The 17467-nt window shown below is 70.5% G+C and carries 16 protein-coding genes; 9 read left to right on the forward strand and 7 right to left on the reverse strand.

Features of this window, described 5'->3' with window-relative positions; translation table 11 throughout:
• The first annotated feature begins 22 nt into the window (after positions 1-22).
• The 3 genes from AC5WRT_RS19435 to AC5WRT_RS19445 all read left to right on the forward strand — a co-directional run bounded on the left by AC5WRT_RS19435 (position 23) and on the right by AC5WRT_RS19445 (position 2572).
• Positions 23-1102 (forward strand): Gfo/Idh/MocA family protein, encoded by a 1080-nt coding sequence (locus AC5WRT_RS19435; protein ID WP_496094919.1) that lies wholly within the window; start codon positions 23-25, stop codon positions 1100-1102.
• Positions 1102-1614 (forward strand): heme-degrading domain-containing protein, encoded by a 513-nt coding sequence (locus tag AC5WRT_RS19440; RefSeq protein ID WP_496094918.1) that lies wholly within the window; start codon positions 1102-1104, stop codon positions 1612-1614. Before AC5WRT_RS19435 ends, AC5WRT_RS19440 begins: the two co-directional genes overlap by 1 nt.
• Before the next feature lie 85 nt (positions 1615-1699).
• Positions 1700-2572 carry an LLM class F420-dependent oxidoreductase gene (locus tag AC5WRT_RS19445; RefSeq protein ID WP_496094917.1) on the forward strand — a complete coding sequence of 291 codons (873 nt, stop codon included), beginning with the start codon at positions 1700-1702 and terminating at the stop codon, positions 2570-2572.
• A 10-nt stretch (positions 2573-2582) separates the two neighbouring features.
• Here the strand turns inward: AC5WRT_RS19445 and AC5WRT_RS19450 are convergent, their stop codons facing one another.
• From AC5WRT_RS19450 to AC5WRT_RS19465, 4 genes are all read right to left on the reverse strand, one after another.
• On the reverse strand, positions 2583-3491 hold the full coding sequence (locus tag AC5WRT_RS19450) for a hypothetical protein (protein WP_496094916.1): 909 nt from the start codon (positions 3489-3491) through the stop codon (positions 2583-2585).
• 149 nt (positions 3492-3640) lie between these two features.
• Positions 3641-4498 carry a fumarylacetoacetate hydrolase family protein gene (locus tag AC5WRT_RS19455; RefSeq protein WP_496094915.1) on the reverse strand — a complete coding sequence of 286 codons (858 nt, stop codon included), beginning with the start codon at positions 4496-4498 and terminating at the stop codon, positions 3641-3643.
• 128 nt (positions 4499-4626) lie between these two features.
• Positions 4627-5352: a YidC/Oxa1 family membrane protein insertase gene (locus AC5WRT_RS19460; RefSeq protein WP_496094914.1), complete on the reverse strand. Its 726-nt coding sequence runs from the start codon at positions 5350-5352 to the stop codon at positions 4627-4629.
• A gap of 89 nt (positions 5353-5441) precedes the next feature.
• Entirely contained in the window at positions 5442-5753 is a 312-nt protein-coding gene (locus tag AC5WRT_RS19465) for a DUF6412 domain-containing protein (protein WP_496094913.1), read from the reverse strand.
• Positions 5754-5844: 91 nt separating this feature from the next.
• Here AC5WRT_RS19465 and AC5WRT_RS19470 point away from each other — a divergent pair, with 91 nt between their 5' ends.
• A complete protein-coding gene (locus tag AC5WRT_RS19470; RefSeq protein ID WP_496100446.1) occupies positions 5845-6675 on the forward strand; it encodes a serine hydrolase domain-containing protein in 831 nt (276 codons plus the stop codon).
• 15 nt (positions 6676-6690) lie between these two features.
• Here the strand turns inward: AC5WRT_RS19470 and AC5WRT_RS19475 are convergent, their stop codons facing one another.
• Entirely contained in the window at positions 6691-7218 is a 528-nt protein-coding gene (locus AC5WRT_RS19475) for a winged helix-turn-helix transcriptional regulator (protein WP_496094911.1), read from the reverse strand.
• A gap of 143 nt (positions 7219-7361) precedes the next feature.
• Between AC5WRT_RS19475 and AC5WRT_RS19480 the strand changes: the two genes are divergently transcribed.
• Entirely contained in the window at positions 7362-8777 is a 1416-nt protein-coding gene (locus tag AC5WRT_RS19480; RefSeq protein ID WP_496094910.1) for an MFS transporter, read from the forward strand.
• On the opposite strand, the gene AC5WRT_RS19485 is transcribed toward AC5WRT_RS19480, so the two are convergent.
• Positions 8774-9550, reverse strand: a complete 777-nt coding sequence (locus tag AC5WRT_RS19485; protein WP_496094909.1) for a class E sortase — start codon at positions 9548-9550, stop codon at positions 8774-8776. The genes AC5WRT_RS19480 and AC5WRT_RS19485 overlap by 4 nt on opposite strands.
• A 359-nt stretch (positions 9551-9909) precedes the next feature.
• Here AC5WRT_RS19485 and AC5WRT_RS19490 point away from each other — a divergent pair, with 359 nt between their 5' ends.
• The 3 genes from AC5WRT_RS19490 (at position 9910) to AC5WRT_RS19500 (ending at position 15359) form a co-directional block, all read left to right on the forward strand.
• Positions 9910-10920 carry a hypothetical protein gene (locus AC5WRT_RS19490; RefSeq protein WP_496094908.1) on the forward strand — a complete coding sequence of 337 codons (1011 nt, stop codon included), beginning with the start codon at positions 9910-9912 and terminating at the stop codon, positions 10918-10920.
• 431 nt (positions 10921-11351) lie between these two features.
• Positions 11352-14501, forward strand: coding sequence for a DEAD/DEAH box helicase (locus AC5WRT_RS19495; RefSeq protein WP_496094907.1), 3150 nt, complete (start codon positions 11352-11354; stop codon positions 14499-14501).
• 195 nt (positions 14502-14696) lie between these two features.
• Positions 14697-15359 carry an HAD family hydrolase gene (locus tag AC5WRT_RS19500; RefSeq protein WP_496094906.1) on the forward strand — a complete coding sequence of 221 codons (663 nt, stop codon included), beginning with the start codon at positions 14697-14699 and terminating at the stop codon, positions 15357-15359.
• Here AC5WRT_RS19500 and AC5WRT_RS19505 read toward each other — a convergent pair.
• A complete protein-coding gene (locus tag AC5WRT_RS19505) occupies positions 15340-16617 on the reverse strand; it encodes an NsdA family TPR-like regulatory protein (protein WP_496094905.1) in 1278 nt (425 codons plus the stop codon). The two genes, AC5WRT_RS19500 and AC5WRT_RS19505, sit on opposite strands and share 20 nt — an antisense overlap.
• Positions 16618-17177: 560 nt before the next feature.
• Here AC5WRT_RS19505 and AC5WRT_RS19510 point away from each other — a divergent pair.
• Positions 17178-17402, forward strand: a complete 225-nt coding sequence (locus AC5WRT_RS19510) for a DUF397 domain-containing protein (RefSeq protein ID WP_453312386.1) — start codon at positions 17178-17180, stop codon at positions 17400-17402.
• Positions 17403-17467: the final 65 nt, after the last annotated feature.

Consider the following 17467-nt stretch of genomic DNA (forward strand, 5'->3'; position numbering starts at 1 on the left):
CAGCGTTGCGAAAGTGGACCGCATGACAGGACGCACGACTGCCACCCCGCTCCGCGTCGGCCTGATCGGCTACGGCCTCGCCGGCTCCGTCTTCCACGCCCCGCTGATCGCCGCCACCGAGGGCCTCGCCCTGGACACCGTGGTCACCTCGAGCCCGGAGCGGCAGCAACAGGCCTGCGCCGAGTTCCCGGAGGTACGGCTCGCCGCCGGCGCCGAGGAGCTGTTCGACCGGGCGGACGAGCTGGACCTGGTGGTCATCGCCTCGCCGAACAAGACGCACGTCCCGCTCGCCTCCACCGCCCTGAAGGCGGGCCTGCCGGTCGTGGTCGACAAGCCGGTCGCGGGCACGGCGGCCGACGCCCGTGACCTCGCCGCACTCGCCGAGGAACGCGGCCTGCTCCTGTCCGTCTTCCAGAACCGCCGCTGGGACAACGACTTCCTGACCGTGCGGGGACTGATCTCCCGGGGCGACCTGGGCGACGTGTGGCGCTTCGAGTCCCGCTTCGAGCGCTGGCGGCCCCGGCCGAAGGGCGGCTGGCGCGAGTCCGGCGACCCGGCGGAGATCGGAGGTCTGCTCTACGACCTCGGCAGCCATGTCGTCGACCAGGCCCTGGTCCTCTTCGGCCCGGTCACCGAGGTGTACGCCGAGACGGACGTCCGCCGCCCCGGCGCCGAGACCGACGACGACACCTTCATCGCGCTCACCCACGCCAACGGCGTCCGCTCCCACCTCCACGTCTCCGCGACGACCGCCCAGCTCGGCCCCCGCTTCCGGGTCCTCGGCTCCCGGGCGGGCTATGTGAAGTACGGCCTCGACCCGCAGGAGGCGGCGCTGCGCGAAGGCCTGCGCCCCGGCCCGCGATGGGGCGCGGAACCCGAGTCCCTGTACGGCCGGGTCGGCGCCGGAGAGTCCCCGCTGACCGGCGGCGGCACGGCCGTCCCGACCGCCCCCGGCGACTACCCCGCCTACTACGCGGCCGTCGCCCGCGCCCTGGCCGGCGCCGGGCCCAACCCGGTGACCGCCCTGGAGGCGGCCGCCGCCCTCGACGTACTCGAAGCGGCCCGCACGTCGGCCCGGGACAAGGTGACGGTGACCCTCTGATGCCCCACCAGCAGCACCATCCGCAGCTGACGCCCCGGACCACCCCCGAACTGACCCCGTCCGTCGAGGAGCTGGAGGCGCAGGAACGCCGCCTGGTCTTCCGGCAGTTCACGTACGACGACGCCTGGGCCCTCGGCTCGCTCCTGGTCGAGCTGGCCCGGGAGCGCCGGGCCCCGGTCGCCATCGACATCCACCGGGCCGGCCAGCAGCTCTTCCACGCGGCCCTGCCGGGCTCCACCCCGGACAACGACGCCTGGATCGCCCGCAAGCGCCGGGTCGTCGAGCGCTACGGCGCCTCCTCGTACCTGGTCGGTGCCCGCTTCCGCGCCAAGGGCACGACGTTCGAGGACTCCTCCCGGCTCGACCCGGACACCTACGCGGCGCACGGCGGCTCGTTCCCGATCGCCGTCGAGAACGTGGGCGTCGTCGGCGCGGTCACGGTCTCGGGCCTGCCCCAGCTCCAGGACCACCGGTTCGTCGTGGAGGCGCTGGAGCAGTTCCTGAACGTGTGACACCACCGGGATTACGTGAGCGATCCCTCCGGTTGGGAATGGCTGCAGACGTGACGATCACGACCCCATCCGGAGGGACGGCCCCATGAGCACCCCGAGCACCGTGAAGGACAGGATCGGCCCGTACGGCGTCTGGAGCGTCGGCCTGCGCGCGGAGGATGCCGCGCGGCGCGGCGAACTGGCCGAGGCCGCAGCCGAGTTGGAGCAGCTCGGCTTCGGAGCCGTCTGGCTGGGCGGTAGCAGCGCCGCCCGCCACGCCGTACCGCTCCTGGAGGCGACCCGCACCCTCACCGTCGGCACCAGCATCCAGAGCATCTGGGACTACGACGCCGAGAGCAGCGCCGCGTCCTGGGCCGAGGTGGACGCGGCCCACCCGGGTCGCTTCCTGCTCGGCCTCGGCGTGAGCCACGCCGAGCTCGCCGACCAGTACCGCCGCCCGTACTCCGCCCTGGTCGCCTACCTCGACACGCTCGACGCGTCCGGGGTGCCCGCGGACCGCCGGGTACTGGCCGCCCTCGGCCCGAGGACGCTCGAGCTGTCCCGGGACCGGGCGGCGGGCGCGGTGCCGTACCTGGTCACCGCGGAACACACCGCCCGGGCACGTGAGATCCTCGGCGCGGGCCCGCTGCTCGCCCCCGAGCTGAAGGTGATCCTGGAGGCCGACCCCGTCCGCGCCCGCACGCTCGCCCGCGAGACCCTCGCGATGTACCTGGCCCTGCCGAACTACACCGACAACTTCCTGCGCCTCGGCTTCACCGAGGACGACCTGGCGAACGGCGGCAGCGACCGCCTGGTCGACGCGGTCTTCGCCTGGGGCGACGAGAACCGGATCCGGGACCGCATCCACGCCTTCCACGAGGCGGGCGCGGACCACGTGGCCCTCCAGCTCCTGACGAACGCCCCGAGGGACACCCTCCCCAGGGAGGGATGGCGCCGGCTGGCCTCGGTCCTGACCTGACGGACGTGGCTCAGAGAGCGGCCCGGCCACCGGGCCCCGCCGGGCAGTCGCGCAACAGCCTGCGGATCTGCTCGGCGCGGTCGACCCCCGGCGGCAGCTGGTTCATGCGGCGCTGCAGAAGGTGCCTGGTCTCCTCGTCCAGCAGCTCACAGCGCCCCCGGAACATCTCGCCCAGCGCCTTGAGCGCCCAGTACTCGTTGAACGGTTTGTCCTCGGACATCACCGCCTCGGCGAGTCCGCGCCCCCACGCCGGATCCGGGTTGGCGTACAGGTACGCGGCGGCAGCCAGTCGCATCCCGCTGTCGGTGCTGCGGAGATGGCTCTCGACGTCGAAGTCGGAAGCGTCCCGGAGCACACGGATCATCTCGTTGACGACCTGGTTCATCGCGGCCGTCCTCGCACGCCCGCTGGACATGGTCCACCGGATCTCGTTGTAGCGTGCCGCCAGCTGCTCGACAGGACCGGCCGGCGGCGGCGCGGCGGCCCGGTCGGCCGGCTGCGTCCTGCTCAGCGCCTCCCTCACCCCGTCGGCGAGATCCCCGGCCACCACCGCCGCCTCCTGCTGCCTCTGCTGCACCTGCTGAGTCGTGCGGATGGCCTCCTGCGCGGTGCTTCGAGCCTCCTCCACCTGGCGCTTCACGGTGAACCCGAATCCGGAGACCTCGGAGAAGAAGGCACCGAGAAGCACCAGGGCCACGAGGCCGAGGACGACCATGGGAGGATCGGTCATCTGCGGGTGCCGGCAGACACGGACGACCCGGCCGGTCGAAGCCAGTTGCTGGTTGCACACCTCGGTGGTGAAGAACACGACCATGGCCGCACTCGCGGCGACGATGATCAGAAAGCCCGCCGCCCACTGGAACGGCGTGACCGTTCTGCGACCGGTCGTCGAGGTCTCGTCGGCTCCCGTCGTCGCCATCCCCCACCCCTCGGCGTTGCGGACACCAAAGCCGTGCCCGCCCCCTCAACTGGTGTGGCGGGCACGGTACTCCACGACGGAGCATAGGCGAGCGGGGGACAGGGACGGCGCAGGGCGCATTCCTTTCCCCGCGGCGAGGCCTCGGCGCCTCAGGCGTTCCTGAGTTCCTGCCGCTGCCGGCCGAGCCCCGAGATCTCCAGCTCGACCACGTCCCCTGCCCGCAGATACGGCTTGGGCTCCGGCCGCCCCATGGCCACCCCCGCCGGCGTCCCCGTGTTGATGACGTCGCCGGGGTACAGCGTCATGAACCGGCTGACGTAGCGCACGACTTCGCCGACCGGGAAGATCTGCTCGGCCGTCGTGCCGTCCTGCTTCAGTTCGCCGTTGACCCACAGCTTCAGCGACAGGCCCTGCGGATCCGGAACCTCGTCCGCCGTCACCAGCCAGGGACCCAGCGGGTTGAACGTCTCGCAGTTCTTGCCCTTGTCCCAGGTGCCGCCGCGCTCGATCTGGAACTCGCGCTCGGACACGTCGTGCGCCACCGCGTACCCCGCGACATGCGCAAGCCCCTCCTCGGCGGAATCGAGGTAGCGGGCCGTACGCCCGACGACGACCGCCAGTTCCACTTCCCAGTCGGTCTTGGCCGATCCCCTCGGGACGAGCACCGTGTCGTCGGGCCCGACGACCGTGTCCGGCGCCTTGAAGAAGACCACCGGCTCGGTGGGCGGCTCGGCGCCCGTCTCGCGGGCGTGGTCGTGGTAGTTGAGCCCGATGCATACGATCTTGCCGATGCGGGCCAGCGGCGGCCCGATCCGCAGTCCGGTCGCGTCCAGCGCGGGCAGCTCGCCGGAGTCGGCCGCCGCCCGGACCCGGCCGAGCGCGCCGTCGTCGGCGAGGAGCGCGCCGTCGATGTCGTCCACGAGGCCCGACAGGTCCCGCAGGGTCCCCTCGGTGTCGAGCAGCGCGGGCCGCTCGGCCCCTGCCGTACCGACTCGCAGCAGCTTCATGCTCACAATCTCCCTCGATCGCGGACGCCCGGACCGATGTGTGCGGCCATCGGAGGACTGGTCGATCCTCCGATCCCCAGGTCCAGTAGGCAAGACCTTGTTCACGTACTGGACCGTGACCCGTCCCTCTACCGGTACAGCACAGCGCGCTCGACCGCGCTCCACGTCGTGCTCGTGACGACGTACAGCGCGGCGGCCAGCGGGACGACCGCCACGGTGACGAGCGTGAGGAAGGGCATGAACGGCATGACCCTGGTGACCGCGCCGAGTCCCGGCACCTGCTCGCCGCCCCCGGCGCCCACCGCGGCCGGGCTGTCCTCCGCCATCCGCTTGGTGCGGCGGCAGGCGAAGGCGGCGACGGCCGCGACGACGGCGAAGAGCCCGAGGTAGACCAGCCCCGCCGGGCCGAACACCCCGCCACCGGCAAGGGCGTCGGCCCATCGCCCGCCGAGCGGGGCCGCGAACAGCCGGTGGGCGAGCAGGCGGTTGTCGTCGCCGCCGATCGTGGTGCTGGAGAACAGGTGGTAGAGCAGGAAGAAGGCGGGCATCTGGAGCAGGCCGGGCAGACAGCCGGACAGCGGCGAGACCTGTTCCTCGGCGTGCAGTTCGAGCACCGCCTGCTGCAGCCGCCGCGGATCCTCGGCGTACTTCCGGCGCAGCTCGGCGAGGCGCGGCTCGAGTGCGGCGCGGGCCCGCCGGCCACGGGCGGCGGCGCGGGACAGCGGGTGGACGAGGAGTCGTACGAGCGCGGTGAACAGGACGATCGCGGCGGCGGCCGCGGACGCGTGGAAGAGGGGCTGGAGCAGGTCGGCGAGGCGCTCGACCAGGTGGGCGAAAACAGGGAAGACGGACATGGGTGAGCCCTCCGGGGGTCTCGTCGTGCCGGAAATACGCAGAACGGCATGACGACCCGCGCGGGGTCACGTACGGGAGTGCAGGTGCCCTACGCGGCGGTCGCCGGGAGGGCGCGCCCGGGCGCCCTGGGCCGGCGCCGGCCGGGGGCGTCGGGATCGCGCTGCGGCAGGAAGGCCGTACGCCGGGCCCGGTCGCGGATCGCCGTGCGCACCCGGGTGGGCGGTACGGCGGGCGCGGTACGGGCGGCGATCAGCACGCAGACGGCGAACGCGGCCCCGGCCGCCGTGGTCGCCGCGAGCGCCACGGTCGCGGAGAGGTTGCCGGTGTCGAGCAGAAGGACCGGCAGCAGCAGAAGCAGCAGGGGGGCGAGCGCACGCGACCGCGCGAGACCACGAACCACCTGGCTCCGCCTCCCCCCAGGGCGTCAACCGCCAAGGCCTGCTTGCCCTCTCTCCTTGTATACCTGATGGCAGACACGTGAAGGACCCCGCATGTCTCGCATTCCCACCTGCGTCCTCACCGGCGCCTTCCCCGCACGCGTCGCCGACGGCCACGCCGTGGACCGGTTCGTGGAGATCGGCTCGTTCACCAAGGTGCTCACCGGTACGGCGCTCATGCGCATGGCCGCCGCGGGACTGCTCGACGTCGACGACCCCGTCGAGCGCGCGCTCCCCGCCGCACCCGGCACCGGCATCACCCTGCGGCACCTGGCCTCGCACACGTCCGGACTGCCCCGCCTGCCGCCCGGAGCGGCCGGCCGCGATCCCTACGCCGCGTTCGACGCCGACGCCCTGCGCCGGTTGCTGGGCCGGCTGGACTCGGTCGCGGTTCGGCCGCCGGGACAGCAGGAGGAGTACTCCAACCTCGGGTACGCCGTCCTGGGCGCCGCGCTGGCCGGGGCGGCCGGCACGTCGTACGAGGAGCTGCTCGCCGAGCACGTCCTGCGGCCGCTGGACGTCCACGAGGTGAGCGCACGGCCCGAGCGGGACCGGCGTCTGCTCGCCCCTGGGCTGTTCGGCAGGGGCCGGCGGCCCTGGACCATGGACGGGGCGATCCTTCCGGCGGGCGGGCTGTGGGCGACGCCGCGCGCGGTCGCCGAGCTGCTCGTCCGGCTGGTGATCGAGCGCCGGCTGGGAGATCCCGCTCCCTCGTGGCAGACGGCCGGACCGGTCCACTGGCACAACGGCGCGACCCGCCACGCGTCGGTCTTCGCCGGCGCCCACGCGGACGGCCGCTGGGTGGTCGTCCACCGGCTGGGCGGCGACGCGGAGACCACGGACGAGGCCGGCGTCGGCCTGCTCCGGGAGGCGGGCGCCGCCTGAGCGGCGCCGTGGCGGTCAGGCGGGCTCCGTCACCAGCGGCTCCAGCAGCCGTTTCGGCTTCAGGAGGGCCCGGCTGACCGGGTCCGCGGGGTCCGGGTCGAGGCCGGGCCCGGGCTCCATGACCACGTCTCCGACCGGTACGACGATCCCGCACGCGGGACATTCGCCGTACGGGCCGAGTTCCGTGCCGCACTCCGCGTGCCGGAAGTACCTCAGCCGCGCCTGGGTGAAGTGCTCGCGCCCCCACAGGGCGAGGGCGCGCAGGGTGGGCCACAGCGCGATGCCGCGCTCGGTGACGACGTACTCGTCGCGCGGCGGCGACTGCTGGTACCGCCGCTTCTCGAGGATGCCCTCGGCGGTCAGTGTCTGCAGCCGGGCGGCCAGGACGGCGCGCGGGATGCCGAGGTGGACCAGGAAGTCGTTGTACCGCCGGACGCCGTAGAGCGCGTCGCGGACGACGAGCAGCGTCCAGCGTTCGCCGACGATCTCGAGCGCGCGGGCGATGGAGCACTCCTGCGTCGCGTAGTCCTTGCCCAGTGCCATGCCGTCCACTGTAACCACTCCCCGAGCCCAGGTTCACTGACCGAACCATAGGTGTTACGGTGGTGCCGTCACGTAAGTTCAATGACCGAACTTGATCCACCGCCGCTCACGTGGCCGCAGCCCCCGGAAGGACGGACCACGCCATGACCGGGCTCGACTCCACCACCGCCACCACGCCCGCCGCCACAGCCGTACACGACCACACCCCCCGGGACGCCCCCGCCCGCCCCCGGGCCACCCTCGCCCTGACCAGCGCGGCCACCGCCGTCACGCTGATGACGTACACCGCCCCGATGGTCACGCTGCCGGACACCGCGACCGCCCTGCGCACCCCGCTCTCCGCCCAGGCCTGGCTGCTGAACGGCACCCCCCTCGGCCTGGCCGCCGTACTGCTCGTGGCCGGCAGCCTCGCCGACGACCACGGCCGCCGCCGGGTCTTCCTCGCCGGCACGCTGGCCCTCGGACTCACCACCGCCCTCGGCGCCTTCTCGACGAGCACCTGGCAGTTCACCCTCGCCCGCATCGCCCAGGGCGCGGCGAGCGCGGCGATCCTGGCGAGCAGCCTCGGCCTGCTGGTGGCCGCCTTCCCGTCCCCGCGCGGCAGGCTGCACGCGACCGGAGTGTGGGGCGCCTTCGTCAGCGGCGGCATCGCGGTGGGCCCGCTGGTCGCGGGCGCGCTGCCGACCTGGCGGGTGGCCTACGGCGTCCTGGGCGCCGCGGCCGTCGCCGTGGCCGCGCTGGGCACCCGTGCGCTGGCCGAATCACGCGCCCCGCGCGGCGGCCGCCCGGACATCCCGGGCGCCCTGACCTTCGGCCTGGCCCTGGGGGCCCTGGTGGCGGCCCTGACCCTGGGCCGTGACGGCTGGCTGCGGGCCCCGGTCGGACTGCTGCTCGCGGCCGCCATACTCCTCCTCGCGCTCTTCACCGCCGTGGAACACCGCACCGGGACCCCGATGATCGAGCTGGGCCTGCTGCGCCACACCCCGTTCCTGGCCTCGTCCGCGGGCGGCCTGTTCACCGGCCTCGCGGTGATCGGCATGTTCAGCTTCCTGCCCGCCCTGCTCCAGCAGGTCCTCCACCTGTCCCCGCTGCGGACCGCCTGGCTGCTCCTGCTCTGGTCCGGCCTGAGCTTCCTGGTCGCCCTCCAGGTCAAGCGCCTGGCCGGCCGCGTCGCCCCGCGCGCACAGCTCGCCGTCGGCTTCGTCCTGCACGCCGTCGCCGTCCTGACCATGCTCGGCGCCCTCGCCTCCGGCTCCTGGACCCGGCTGCTGCCCGGCCTGGTCGTCAGCGGCATCGGCAGCGGCCTGCTCAACGGCGCGCTGCCGCTGCTGGCCGTGGACTCGGTCCCGCGCGAACGGGCCGCGATGGGCTCCGGCGCCCAGCAGACCTTCCGCTACATCGGCTCCTGCGCCGGCGTGGCCCTGACCATCGCCCTCGCGACCTCCTCCCACACCCTGGCGAGCGGCGCGAACACCGCGCTGCTGGTGTCGGCGGGACTTTCGCTGGTGGGGGCGGCGACGGTGGGAGTACTGCGGGAGCGGCGGCGCCAGGAGGCCTAGCGGGGCCGCACGGACACCAGCTTCCCCCACACCACCATCCGGTAGCGGGAGGTGAACTCGGGGGTGCAGGTGGTCAGCGTGATGTAGTGACCCGGCTCGGAGTAGCCGTAACCGGGCAGGACGAGAGAGCGCGGAACCGGCCGTACGACCCCCGAGTCGGTGGCCGAGGTCCGCGGCAGCACCGTGTCGACGTCGTACGTGTACGTCGCCGTCCGCGTCTCCACCTCGACGGCGTCCCCGCGCCGCAGCCGGGGCAGGTACCGGAACGGCTCGCCGTGCGTGTTCCGGTGCCCGGCGAGCGCGAAGTTCCCTGCCTGGCCCGGCTGTTGGGTCCCCGGATAGTGGCCGACATACCCCTTGTCCAGGACGTCGGCCCTGCCCACGCCCTCGGCGACCGGAACGCGCAGGCCCAGCCGCGGGACGACGAGGACGGCGTACGCCTGGGAGCGCCGGGGCAGCACGACGGGGGTGTACGACCGCTGCGGCGCACGGGAGTCGGTGGTGTCCGGCGCCGGCGAGGGGGACGACGACGCGGGGGCCGCCGTACCACCGGCGCCGCCCCGCCCCCACTCCCGCTCCAGCGCCTGCACCTGCCGCTCGGCGCCACGCCGGGCCTCCCGGTCGGTCCACCACAGCTGGTGCACGACCAGCAGCATCAGCAGTGCCCCGACGGTGACGAGCACCTCGGCACCGCCCCGCAGCACACGCCGCCGCCGGGCGCGCCGACGCCGATCACTGTGCCGCACGACCCGCACGCCCGGCCACGCCGGCATCCGCACCACCTCCACCGACCCAGGGCCTTTACGGAAGCCGCCCGCAGGGTAGGCGCACGGACCACAACTGGCCATAGCCTCAGGCAAGTCGGGGTACAGCACCGGCTTCCTCAACGGGTTTTAGAAAGCGGTGTCGGAACCCTCGACAACCCACCCGTCACCCCCGATGCTTCCTGCTGCCGAAGCCGCCCCCGGGAAGCGGAGTCAGCCATGATCCGACGCAGAACCCTGTTGGTCCTTCGCCCCGAAGTCGATCCAGACGCTCCAGGTGGACGGAGTGACGGTGTGAACGAGGTCTCAGAAGGACCCCGACCAGCACCTACCCCCTTCCGTCAGTGCTCGGCAGTACGGTGTCACCCATGCGCCCCGACACGCCTGCCGAGAACGTCGACCACACCACCGAAGCGGCACGCCTGGAGCGGACCGCCGGACTGTATCCCGAGGACGCCGAAGCCCTCCTCCTGCGCGCCGCGGCCCACCTCGAACTGTCCGGCGACCGCCCCGCGGCCACCACGCTCTACGACCGCCTGCTGTCCTCGCCGGACGGCCTGGACAACCCCGCACTGGTGCGCGCCCTGAAGGCCTCCAACCTCTGGGAGTACGACCACGAGGCCGAGGCGCGGGCGATCATCGACGGCATCCGCACGACGGCCCCCCGGGACCCGGCCCCCTGGGTGATCATCGCGGAGTCACTGGAGTCGCACGACGAGCTGGAGGCGGCGGAGGAGACGTTCACGGAGGCGGCGCGCCTCCTCCTGCCGGCCGGCGAGGGGCCCCCTGCCGCCACCCATCCCCTCCTCCACGGCCGTCACCGCGTCCGCCGCATGCGCGGCCTCCCGCACGACGACTGGGACACCCTGGCGGACACCCTGCACACCTCCCCGGTGTCACTGGACGAACTCCACGACCCCAAACGCGTCTGGTCCCTCGGCTCGGACAACCCGGCGGAACTGGCAGCGGAGATCTCCCGTCTCCGAGCCGAACTGGGCGCCTACCGCGAGGCCCTCTCCCGCCCGTTCCCGGTCGCGGTCCTGCACTGGCCGGCGACGGAACTGTCGGAACTCCTCGCCGCGTACCCCACCCTCACCTCCGAGTACCCGTCCCACGAGGCCCACCTCGCGACCATAGAGTCCTCCCTGCGCGAGCTGTCCTCTTCGGGCACCCCCAACCTGGGCATCGTCACGGGCACGGTCCCGTCGTACGAGGCCTTCGCCGCGTCGGAGGGCTCCTCCCCGGCGGACGCGACGCTGCTGCCGCAGTACGCGACGACACTGGCGGCGCGGGGACGCGCGGTGGCCTGGCCACCGGGGAGGGGGGCGGAGTGCTGGTGCGGGGCGGCTCAGGCCTATGAGGGCTGCCACGGCGCATGACCCGGCCCCCCACCACGACATCTCCTCCGCCGGCCGCCAGTCCGGCCCGGCGTGCCGCCCCCCACCCGACGCCCCCCTGACTCCGGCTGCGTCTCCGACCCACCGATGGGCCACCCGCCTGGCCCCAGCCTTGCCGGGCCGCCCGCTCGCTTCATCCCCGTGCTGGAGCGGCCCGGGTCAAGGGTGGCCGCACGGCCATCGGCACAGCCGACGCGCGAGTGGAGCGCAGCGGAACGGGAGCGCCCTTGAGGCGGGCCGCGGAAGCACAACAGTGCGGAGAAGCGGGCGGCTTCCCAGCGTTCGCTGCAGAACCCCGGCAACTGAATACTGAATAAACGCAGCCTCCGTCTCTCAGTGGTTGCTGCTAGAACTGATCCTTGTCGGCGTGTAGGGGGCGCCTGCGCATCACGAAGGATCAGGGGGGAGCGGTCATGTCGGAACCTATGGGCCGGCCAGAGCCGATCGCTGGCGTCTACGAGAAGTTGATCACGGATGACGTACGCGACGAGCTGGCGCGATTCGAAGCAGCTGGCTGGAAAACCATCGATGCCGAGGTCAGCCCGGAGTCCGCTCCCCACGTCCTGGCCCGACACATCGGTGAAGCTGTCGGCCGAAGGCTGGCTGAAGTCCCAGCCCAGGACCGTGTCAAAGTCGCGAACCGCATCCTCGATGCACTGGCCGCTACACGCACTCCAGAGTCGAGCGAAGCCGAGGCCGTCAGCTCCATCATCGAGGGTCCTCGCCAGCTTCTGACTCTCGCCAGGCAGGAGGCTCCGGGCGTGTACGCGTTGCGCCCCTTAACGCCGCTGTCCGAGACGTCGCTCATCACCAACTCCCCTGAGGACCTCAGCCTGGGCTCCGAACTCAGGGCCGAGTTGGCTACGGCAGACCGTATTGATCTGCTGTGCGCGTTCGTGAAGTGGTACGGCCTTCGGGTCCTGGGAGACTCACTGCGCGCCGCGAGCGAGCGGGGAGTGACGATACGTGTCATAACGACCACTTACATCGGCGCCACCGACCGTCACGCGCTCGACCGACTGGTCCGCGACTTCGGCGCCACCGTCAAGGTCAACTACGAGACCCGTTCCACTCGATTGCACGCGAAGGCCTGGCTGTTCAGGCGCAAGACGGGCTTCGACACGGCGTACGTCGGCAGTTCCAACCTTTCGAAGGCTGCACTGCTCGATGGGCTGGAGTGGAACGTACGGCTGTCATCCGTGGCGACACCGGCCGTGCTGAACAAGTTTGAGGCGACCTTCGACGCGTACTGGAACGACACCGCCTTCGAGACGTACGACCCCGACCTCCACGCCGCCCGCCTCGATGAAGCGCTGGCCCAAGCCAGTGGCACCAGTCCAGGCACGGACCTGAAGATCAGCCTTTCCGGTCTCGAGGTACGCCCTTATCCCCACCAGCGGGACATGTTGGAGCGGCTCACCGTCGAGCGGGAAATCCGCGGTCGGCATCGCAACCTTCTGGTCGCAGCGACCGGCACTGGAAAAACGGTGATGGCCGCCCTCGACTACCGCGGTCTGTGCCGCAAGGCGGAGGGCGCCCGACCGAGGCTGCTGTTCGTGGCCCATCGCAAGGAGATCCTCAAGCAGTCCCTGCGCACCTACCGGGAGGTGCTGGACGACGCTTCCTTCGGGGAGTTGCTCCACGCAGGACAGGATCCGCGCGAGTGGAACCACGTCTTCGCCAGCGTCCAATCGCTCAACGTGCAGCGTCTTGAGCAACTGGCGCGCGAACACTTCGACGTCATCGTCATCGACGAGTTCCACCACGCCACCGCCACCACCTATCGGCGTGTGATCGACCACTTCACGCCGAAGGAGCTGCTGGGCCTGACGGCCACCCCTGAGCGGATGGACGGCCTCAATGTCCAGGACGAGTTCTTCGAGGGCCGGATCGCTGCCGAGATGCGGCTCTGGGCGGCCCTGGAGAACGACCTCCTCTGCCCCTTCCACTATTTCGGCATCCCCGACGGCACGGACCTGACGAATCTCGGCTGGCAGAAGGGTTCGTACGCCGATCAGGAACTCGGCAACCTCTACACGGGCAACCACGCGCGCGCCCGGATCGTGGTGAAGCAGATCCGGGACAAGGTCTCCAACCCCGGTGCCATGCGGGCGCTGGGCTTCTGCGTGACCAAGGCACACGCCCACTTCATGGCGGACTTCTTCCGAGAGGCCGGCTTCGCGGCAGTGGCGCTCGACAGCGACTCGCCCTCCGCAGTGCGCTCCCAGACCTTGTCCGACCTCCGTGACGGAAAGCTCCAGGTGATCTTCTCCGTCGACCTGTTCAACGAGGGACTCGACATCCCTGACGTCGACACGCTGCTCCTTCTGCGCCCCACCAACAGCGCCACCGTCTTCCTCCAGCAGTTGGGCCGGGGACTGCGGCGCACTGAATCGAAGCCCGTGCTCACCGTCCTCGACTTCATCGGGCAGCACCGCGCCGAGTTCCGCTTCGAGGAACAGTTCCGCGCCATGACCGATCTCTCGCGGAACCGACTCCTTGATCACATCGCGCACGACTTCCCCCAGCTGCCGTCGGGCTGCCAGATCATCCTGGAGGGCAAGTCGAAAGACCTCGTCATCGACAACATCCGGACCCAACTGGGCGCCACGGTGAAGACACTGGTGAAGGAGGTCAAGGCCTACGGCACGCCCCGCCTCGCCAGTTACCTTCGGGAGAGCCGCCGGGAGATCAAGGAGCTGTACAGGAGCGACAACTCCTGGACAGCAGTGCTGCGCCGCGCAGCCCTGATCGATGAACCCGCACCCGCTGGAGAAGCCGCGCTGCTCAAGCGGGTTCACGCCTTCCTGCACGTTGACGACCCGGAGCGCGCGCAGGCCTACCTCCGCCTCCTCCAGGACGACGCTCCTGCCTACGATGAACTTGGTCCCACCGACCAGTCGTACGCCCGCATGTTCTTCTTCAACCTCTGGGACAACGCAGGCGGCTTTACCAGCTTCCAGGAGGGTCTGGAATCGCTGAAGGAGCAGCGAGTGTTCCGTGACGAGCTACGGCAGGTGCTCACACACGTCATCGAGCAGGCCGACCATGTCCCCCTCCGGCTCTCCGGCCCGCTCAGTCATGTCCCGCTGAAGGTGCACAGCGCCTACAACCGCTCCGAAATCCTCGCCGCGCTCGGCGTAGCCCGCTTCGGTGGCCAGATGCCCCGCACCTTCGCGCAGGGCGTGCAGTGGGTGGAGGAGTTGAAGACCGACGCGCTCCTCATCACCCTCGAAAAGAACGAGAAGGACTTCTCGCCCACCATCCGCTACAAGGACTACGCGTTGAGCCCAACGCTCTTCCACTGGGAGTCGCAGAACTCGACCGCCGCCAACTCCCCCACTGGCCTGCGCTACGAGCACCACAGGGAGCGCGGCAGTCACGTCCTGCTCTTCATGCGGCGCTACAAAGAGACCGACATAGGAAAGTCTCAGCCGTGGATGCTCCTAGGCCCAGCCACCTACGAGAGCCACACCGGCAGCAGGCCGATGGCGATCACCTGGCGCCTGAAGCACGAACTACCGGCGGACGTCTGGACGTACTCGGCCATCACAGGGAGCTGACCTTAGGGCAGCGGGTTTGGAAGTCCGGAACCATCACAGGCTGCTTCGCTACTCCGGCCTTCCTTCTGGCGCGGAAAGACTCGGTAGTACGGCAAATCGAGGAAGTTACTGGCGAGTAAGCCGCGCGGCCCATTGCAAGGGCCAGCGCCACCGTGGCCGCGGCGCTGGCTCGTGTGACTGTCTATGCTGCGGTACATGATTCGCGCAGTCGTCTTCGACGTCGGTGAGTGCCTGGTGGACGAGACTCGGGAGTACGGCACCTGGGCGGACTGGCTGGGGGTGCCTCGGCACACGTTCCATGCGATGTTCGGCGCTGTGATCGCTCAGGGGCGGGACTACAGGGACGTCTTCCAGGAGTTCCGGCCGGGGTTCGATCTCTACGAGGAGCGGGAGAAGCGGGCCGCCGCGGGGCAACCGGAGACGTTCGGGGAAGAGGATCTGTACGCCGATGTTCGCCCGGCGCTCGCGCGGCTCCGCGCCGAGGGCCTGTGGCTCGGCATCGCCGGGAACCAGACCGTGCGTGCCGGGCGGATTCTGCGTCAGTTGTTCTCAAGCGACGTCGACCTGATCGGCACCTCTGACGACTGGGATGCCAGCAAGCCTGACCTCGAGTTCTTCAAGCGGGTTGCTGAGGCTGTGCCCTACGGTGTCGGCGAGATCCTTTACGTCGGGGACCGCTGCGACAACGACATCCGCCCGGCGCGCCAGGCGGGTATGCGCACGGCACTCGTGCATCGCGGCCCCTGGGCGACGATTCAGTGGGACTCCTCTGAGGCCCGAGAGTTGCCAACCTTCCGAGTCGAGAGTTTGCTCGAACTGTCAGAAGCCGTCGAAGACTTCAACGGCTCAGTGCGCTGAGCGTCGTCGACCAGTCGTACAGTCGGTCGTCGAGATCACGAACGCAGCGCTCATGTTGGTGCGGCGCCAGCGCACGGCGGGCTTCTCGCACTCGATCCATGCCGGTGGCGTACCAGGTGACGGCTAGCTGATCCAAAGCCTTACCCGCATACTCGCAGGCCTGCTCCGGATTGCCCGAGGCCGCTTCCGCCGCGGCCAGGTCGCCGTAGACCACCGAGCGCTGCTTGTCCTCGGCCGCTGTCATCGCGGCCAGGGCTTGGAGCAGGCTCTCACGGGCTTGCGGGAGGTGTCCCGCGATCGCTTGGGTGTTTCCCTTGAACGCGGCCAAGCGAGCTGGGGAGAACCAGTCCATCCACTCCGGCGATGGATGTTCGTTACCGCCTGCCAGGACGTCTTCGGCGTGTCCGATGAGGTGGAGAGCGGTACGCGTGTTGCCGCACCGGGTTTCGCATTCGGCCTCCACCGCGTCGAGCCAGGCGAGGAACTCGGCTGACGCCGGGACGCGTCGGGCGTATGTCCGTGCGGCTGTCATCCGCTCCAGGGCTCCGTGACGGTCCGCCGCCCAGCCCGGCACGAACGCCATGTGCGCGAGAATCGCCGAGCCCAGCAACGGGTCCTCTGCCTCGGCGGCGGCTTGCAGCGCCGAGAGGAGAGTGGCATCGGCGGCACCGGGCTCACGGAGGTCGAAGAACTCGATCCGCCCCGCCAGAAGGTATGTCTCAGCCAGCGCGTTCGCGACCGTCCGACGTGTCGAGTCCGAGGTGTCAGGCAGCAAGGCGCATCCCAGTCGGGCGTGAGCGACGACCGCGGGATGGAGTTGGGGCGGGGCGACGGACCAGTAGAGCCTTCGGTGAGATCGGGTGACTGCCTGATAGTCGATGCCTGCCGTTGACGGCTGCGGCGTGGCGGCGGCTCGACGAGGCATGGCTGTCACGCCCAGAGCGGCCGCGCCCCCAGCGACGACGGCGCGCCGGGTGGGCTCCGCGCCCTGCGGACCGTCAGCGCCCCAAGGAGGCGTGAACCCGAGTGCTTCCATGCTTTGGCCCAGCAGGTGAACAAGTACCCGCTGGCAGTCCGGCTGCGGCCACGGCGGACTGTCCGACTCCCAGCGGCGGACTTGTCGTACACCGACAGAGAGTCCTCGTAGGCCCATGCTCTCTGCATGCCTGGTCAGTGCGTCCGCCAGATCTTGCTGGGAGTTGAAGCCGGTAGCTACTCGAGCGGCCTTGAGTCGGATGTTCCCGGTGGGCCTGGACACGTGGACACCTCCTGCTCTTGCTCGTTCAACACTCCCACACTTAGTCCTCTCTCAGGCGTTGCTTCCCTCACACGGATTGATAAGAGTCCTATTGAGGTCCTTTTCCCGACCTGTACAAGTCCTGGATGGTGCCGCTGCGTTGCTGAACGCTGGAGCAGGTGCTCGACCGGAGCCCAGCACGGGAGGTGGCTCTTTGGAAACGCAAGAGGCTATGGACAGAGCGACTGGTGATGCGCACAGCTGCGCCCAGCCAATGTCCCGGCGGGTACGGGCCGAGGGCACGGCGGTTCCGCTACGAGACGTTGCCGACCGCCCGCTCATGACCATGCGTGTCTCTCAGGACTCCGGTAAGAGCTGGGGACCCGAGCGTGTCGTGTTCGCCACCGATGATCTTCCACCGTTGATCACTGCGGAGTGGCCGCCGTGTCAGTGCCGGCGGTGCAACGTACGCGGTACGGGCTCCGGGCGCTGAGACGTCGGCCTCCCTACCACGAACTCCCGCCCATCCGGGCGGCTGCGGTCAGTCTTGGCCGTGATCAGTTGAGCAGGAAGGTGCAGTGATGCTGGACGGAAACAAGCTGTATGGGCTCGACATCAGCGGGGCCTCCTTCGTGAAGGCTTGCGGAGGGCCCTGTACCGAGGGGTGCGTGACGCTCGCGCGGATCGGCGACGACGCCTGGGCCCTGGGTGACAGCAAGCGGCCGGATGTGGAGCCGCTGCGTTTCACGACGGAGGAGTTGGCCGTGGCCGGCATCGATCCGGCGCGGTTCGGGCTGTCCGTCTGATCCTTACCGACCGGTCCCCGGCTTTCGCGGGAAGCCGGGGACCGGTCCCGCTCGTCCATCGGCGC

The sequence above is a fragment of the Streptomyces sp. NTD91 genome (assembly GCF_059510455.1).

What these genes read in the sequence shown, in the direction of transcription:
- AC5WRT_RS19435 (WP_496094919.1), top strand. Translation starts at nt 23, where the DNA reads ATGACAGGACGCACGACTGCCACCCCGCTCCGCGTCGGCCTGATCGGC.
- AC5WRT_RS19440 (WP_496094918.1), top strand. Translation starts at nt 1,102, where the DNA reads ATGCCCCACCAGCAGCACCATCCGCAGCTGACGCCCCGGACCACCCCC.
- AC5WRT_RS19445 (WP_496094917.1), top strand. Translation starts at nt 1,700, where the DNA reads ATGAGCACCCCGAGCACCGTGAAGGACAGGATCGGCCCGTACGGCGTC.
- AC5WRT_RS19450 (WP_496094916.1), bottom strand. Translation starts at nt 3,491, where the DNA reads ATGGCGACGACGGGAGCCGACGAGACCTCGACGACCGGTCGCAGAACG.
- AC5WRT_RS19455 (WP_496094915.1), bottom strand. Translation starts at nt 4,498, where the DNA reads ATGAAGCTGCTGCGAGTCGGTACGGCAGGGGCCGAGCGGCCCGCGCTG.
- AC5WRT_RS19460 (WP_496094914.1), bottom strand. Translation starts at nt 5,352, where the DNA reads ATGTCCGTCTTCCCTGTTTTCGCCCACCTGGTCGAGCGCCTCGCCGAC.
- AC5WRT_RS19470 (WP_496100446.1), top strand. Translation starts at nt 5,845, where the DNA reads ATGTCTCGCATTCCCACCTGCGTCCTCACCGGCGCCTTCCCCGCACGC.
- AC5WRT_RS19475 (WP_496094911.1), bottom strand. Translation starts at nt 7,218, where the DNA reads ATGGCACTGGGCAAGGACTACGCGACGCAGGAGTGCTCCATCGCCCGC.
- AC5WRT_RS19480 (WP_496094910.1), top strand. Translation starts at nt 7,362, where the DNA reads ATGACCGGGCTCGACTCCACCACCGCCACCACGCCCGCCGCCACAGCC.
- AC5WRT_RS19485 (WP_496094909.1), bottom strand. Translation starts at nt 9,550, where the DNA reads ATGCCGGCGTGGCCGGGCGTGCGGGTCGTGCGGCACAGTGATCGGCGT.
- AC5WRT_RS19490 (WP_496094908.1), top strand. Translation starts at nt 9,910, where the DNA reads ATGCGCCCCGACACGCCTGCCGAGAACGTCGACCACACCACCGAAGCG.
- AC5WRT_RS19495 (WP_496094907.1), top strand. Translation starts at nt 11,352, where the DNA reads ATGTCGGAACCTATGGGCCGGCCAGAGCCGATCGCTGGCGTCTACGAG.
- AC5WRT_RS19500 (WP_496094906.1), top strand. Translation starts at nt 14,697, where the DNA reads ATGATTCGCGCAGTCGTCTTCGACGTCGGTGAGTGCCTGGTGGACGAG.
- AC5WRT_RS19510 (WP_453312386.1), top strand. Translation starts at nt 17,178, where the DNA reads ATGCTGGACGGAAACAAGCTGTATGGGCTCGACATCAGCGGGGCCTCC.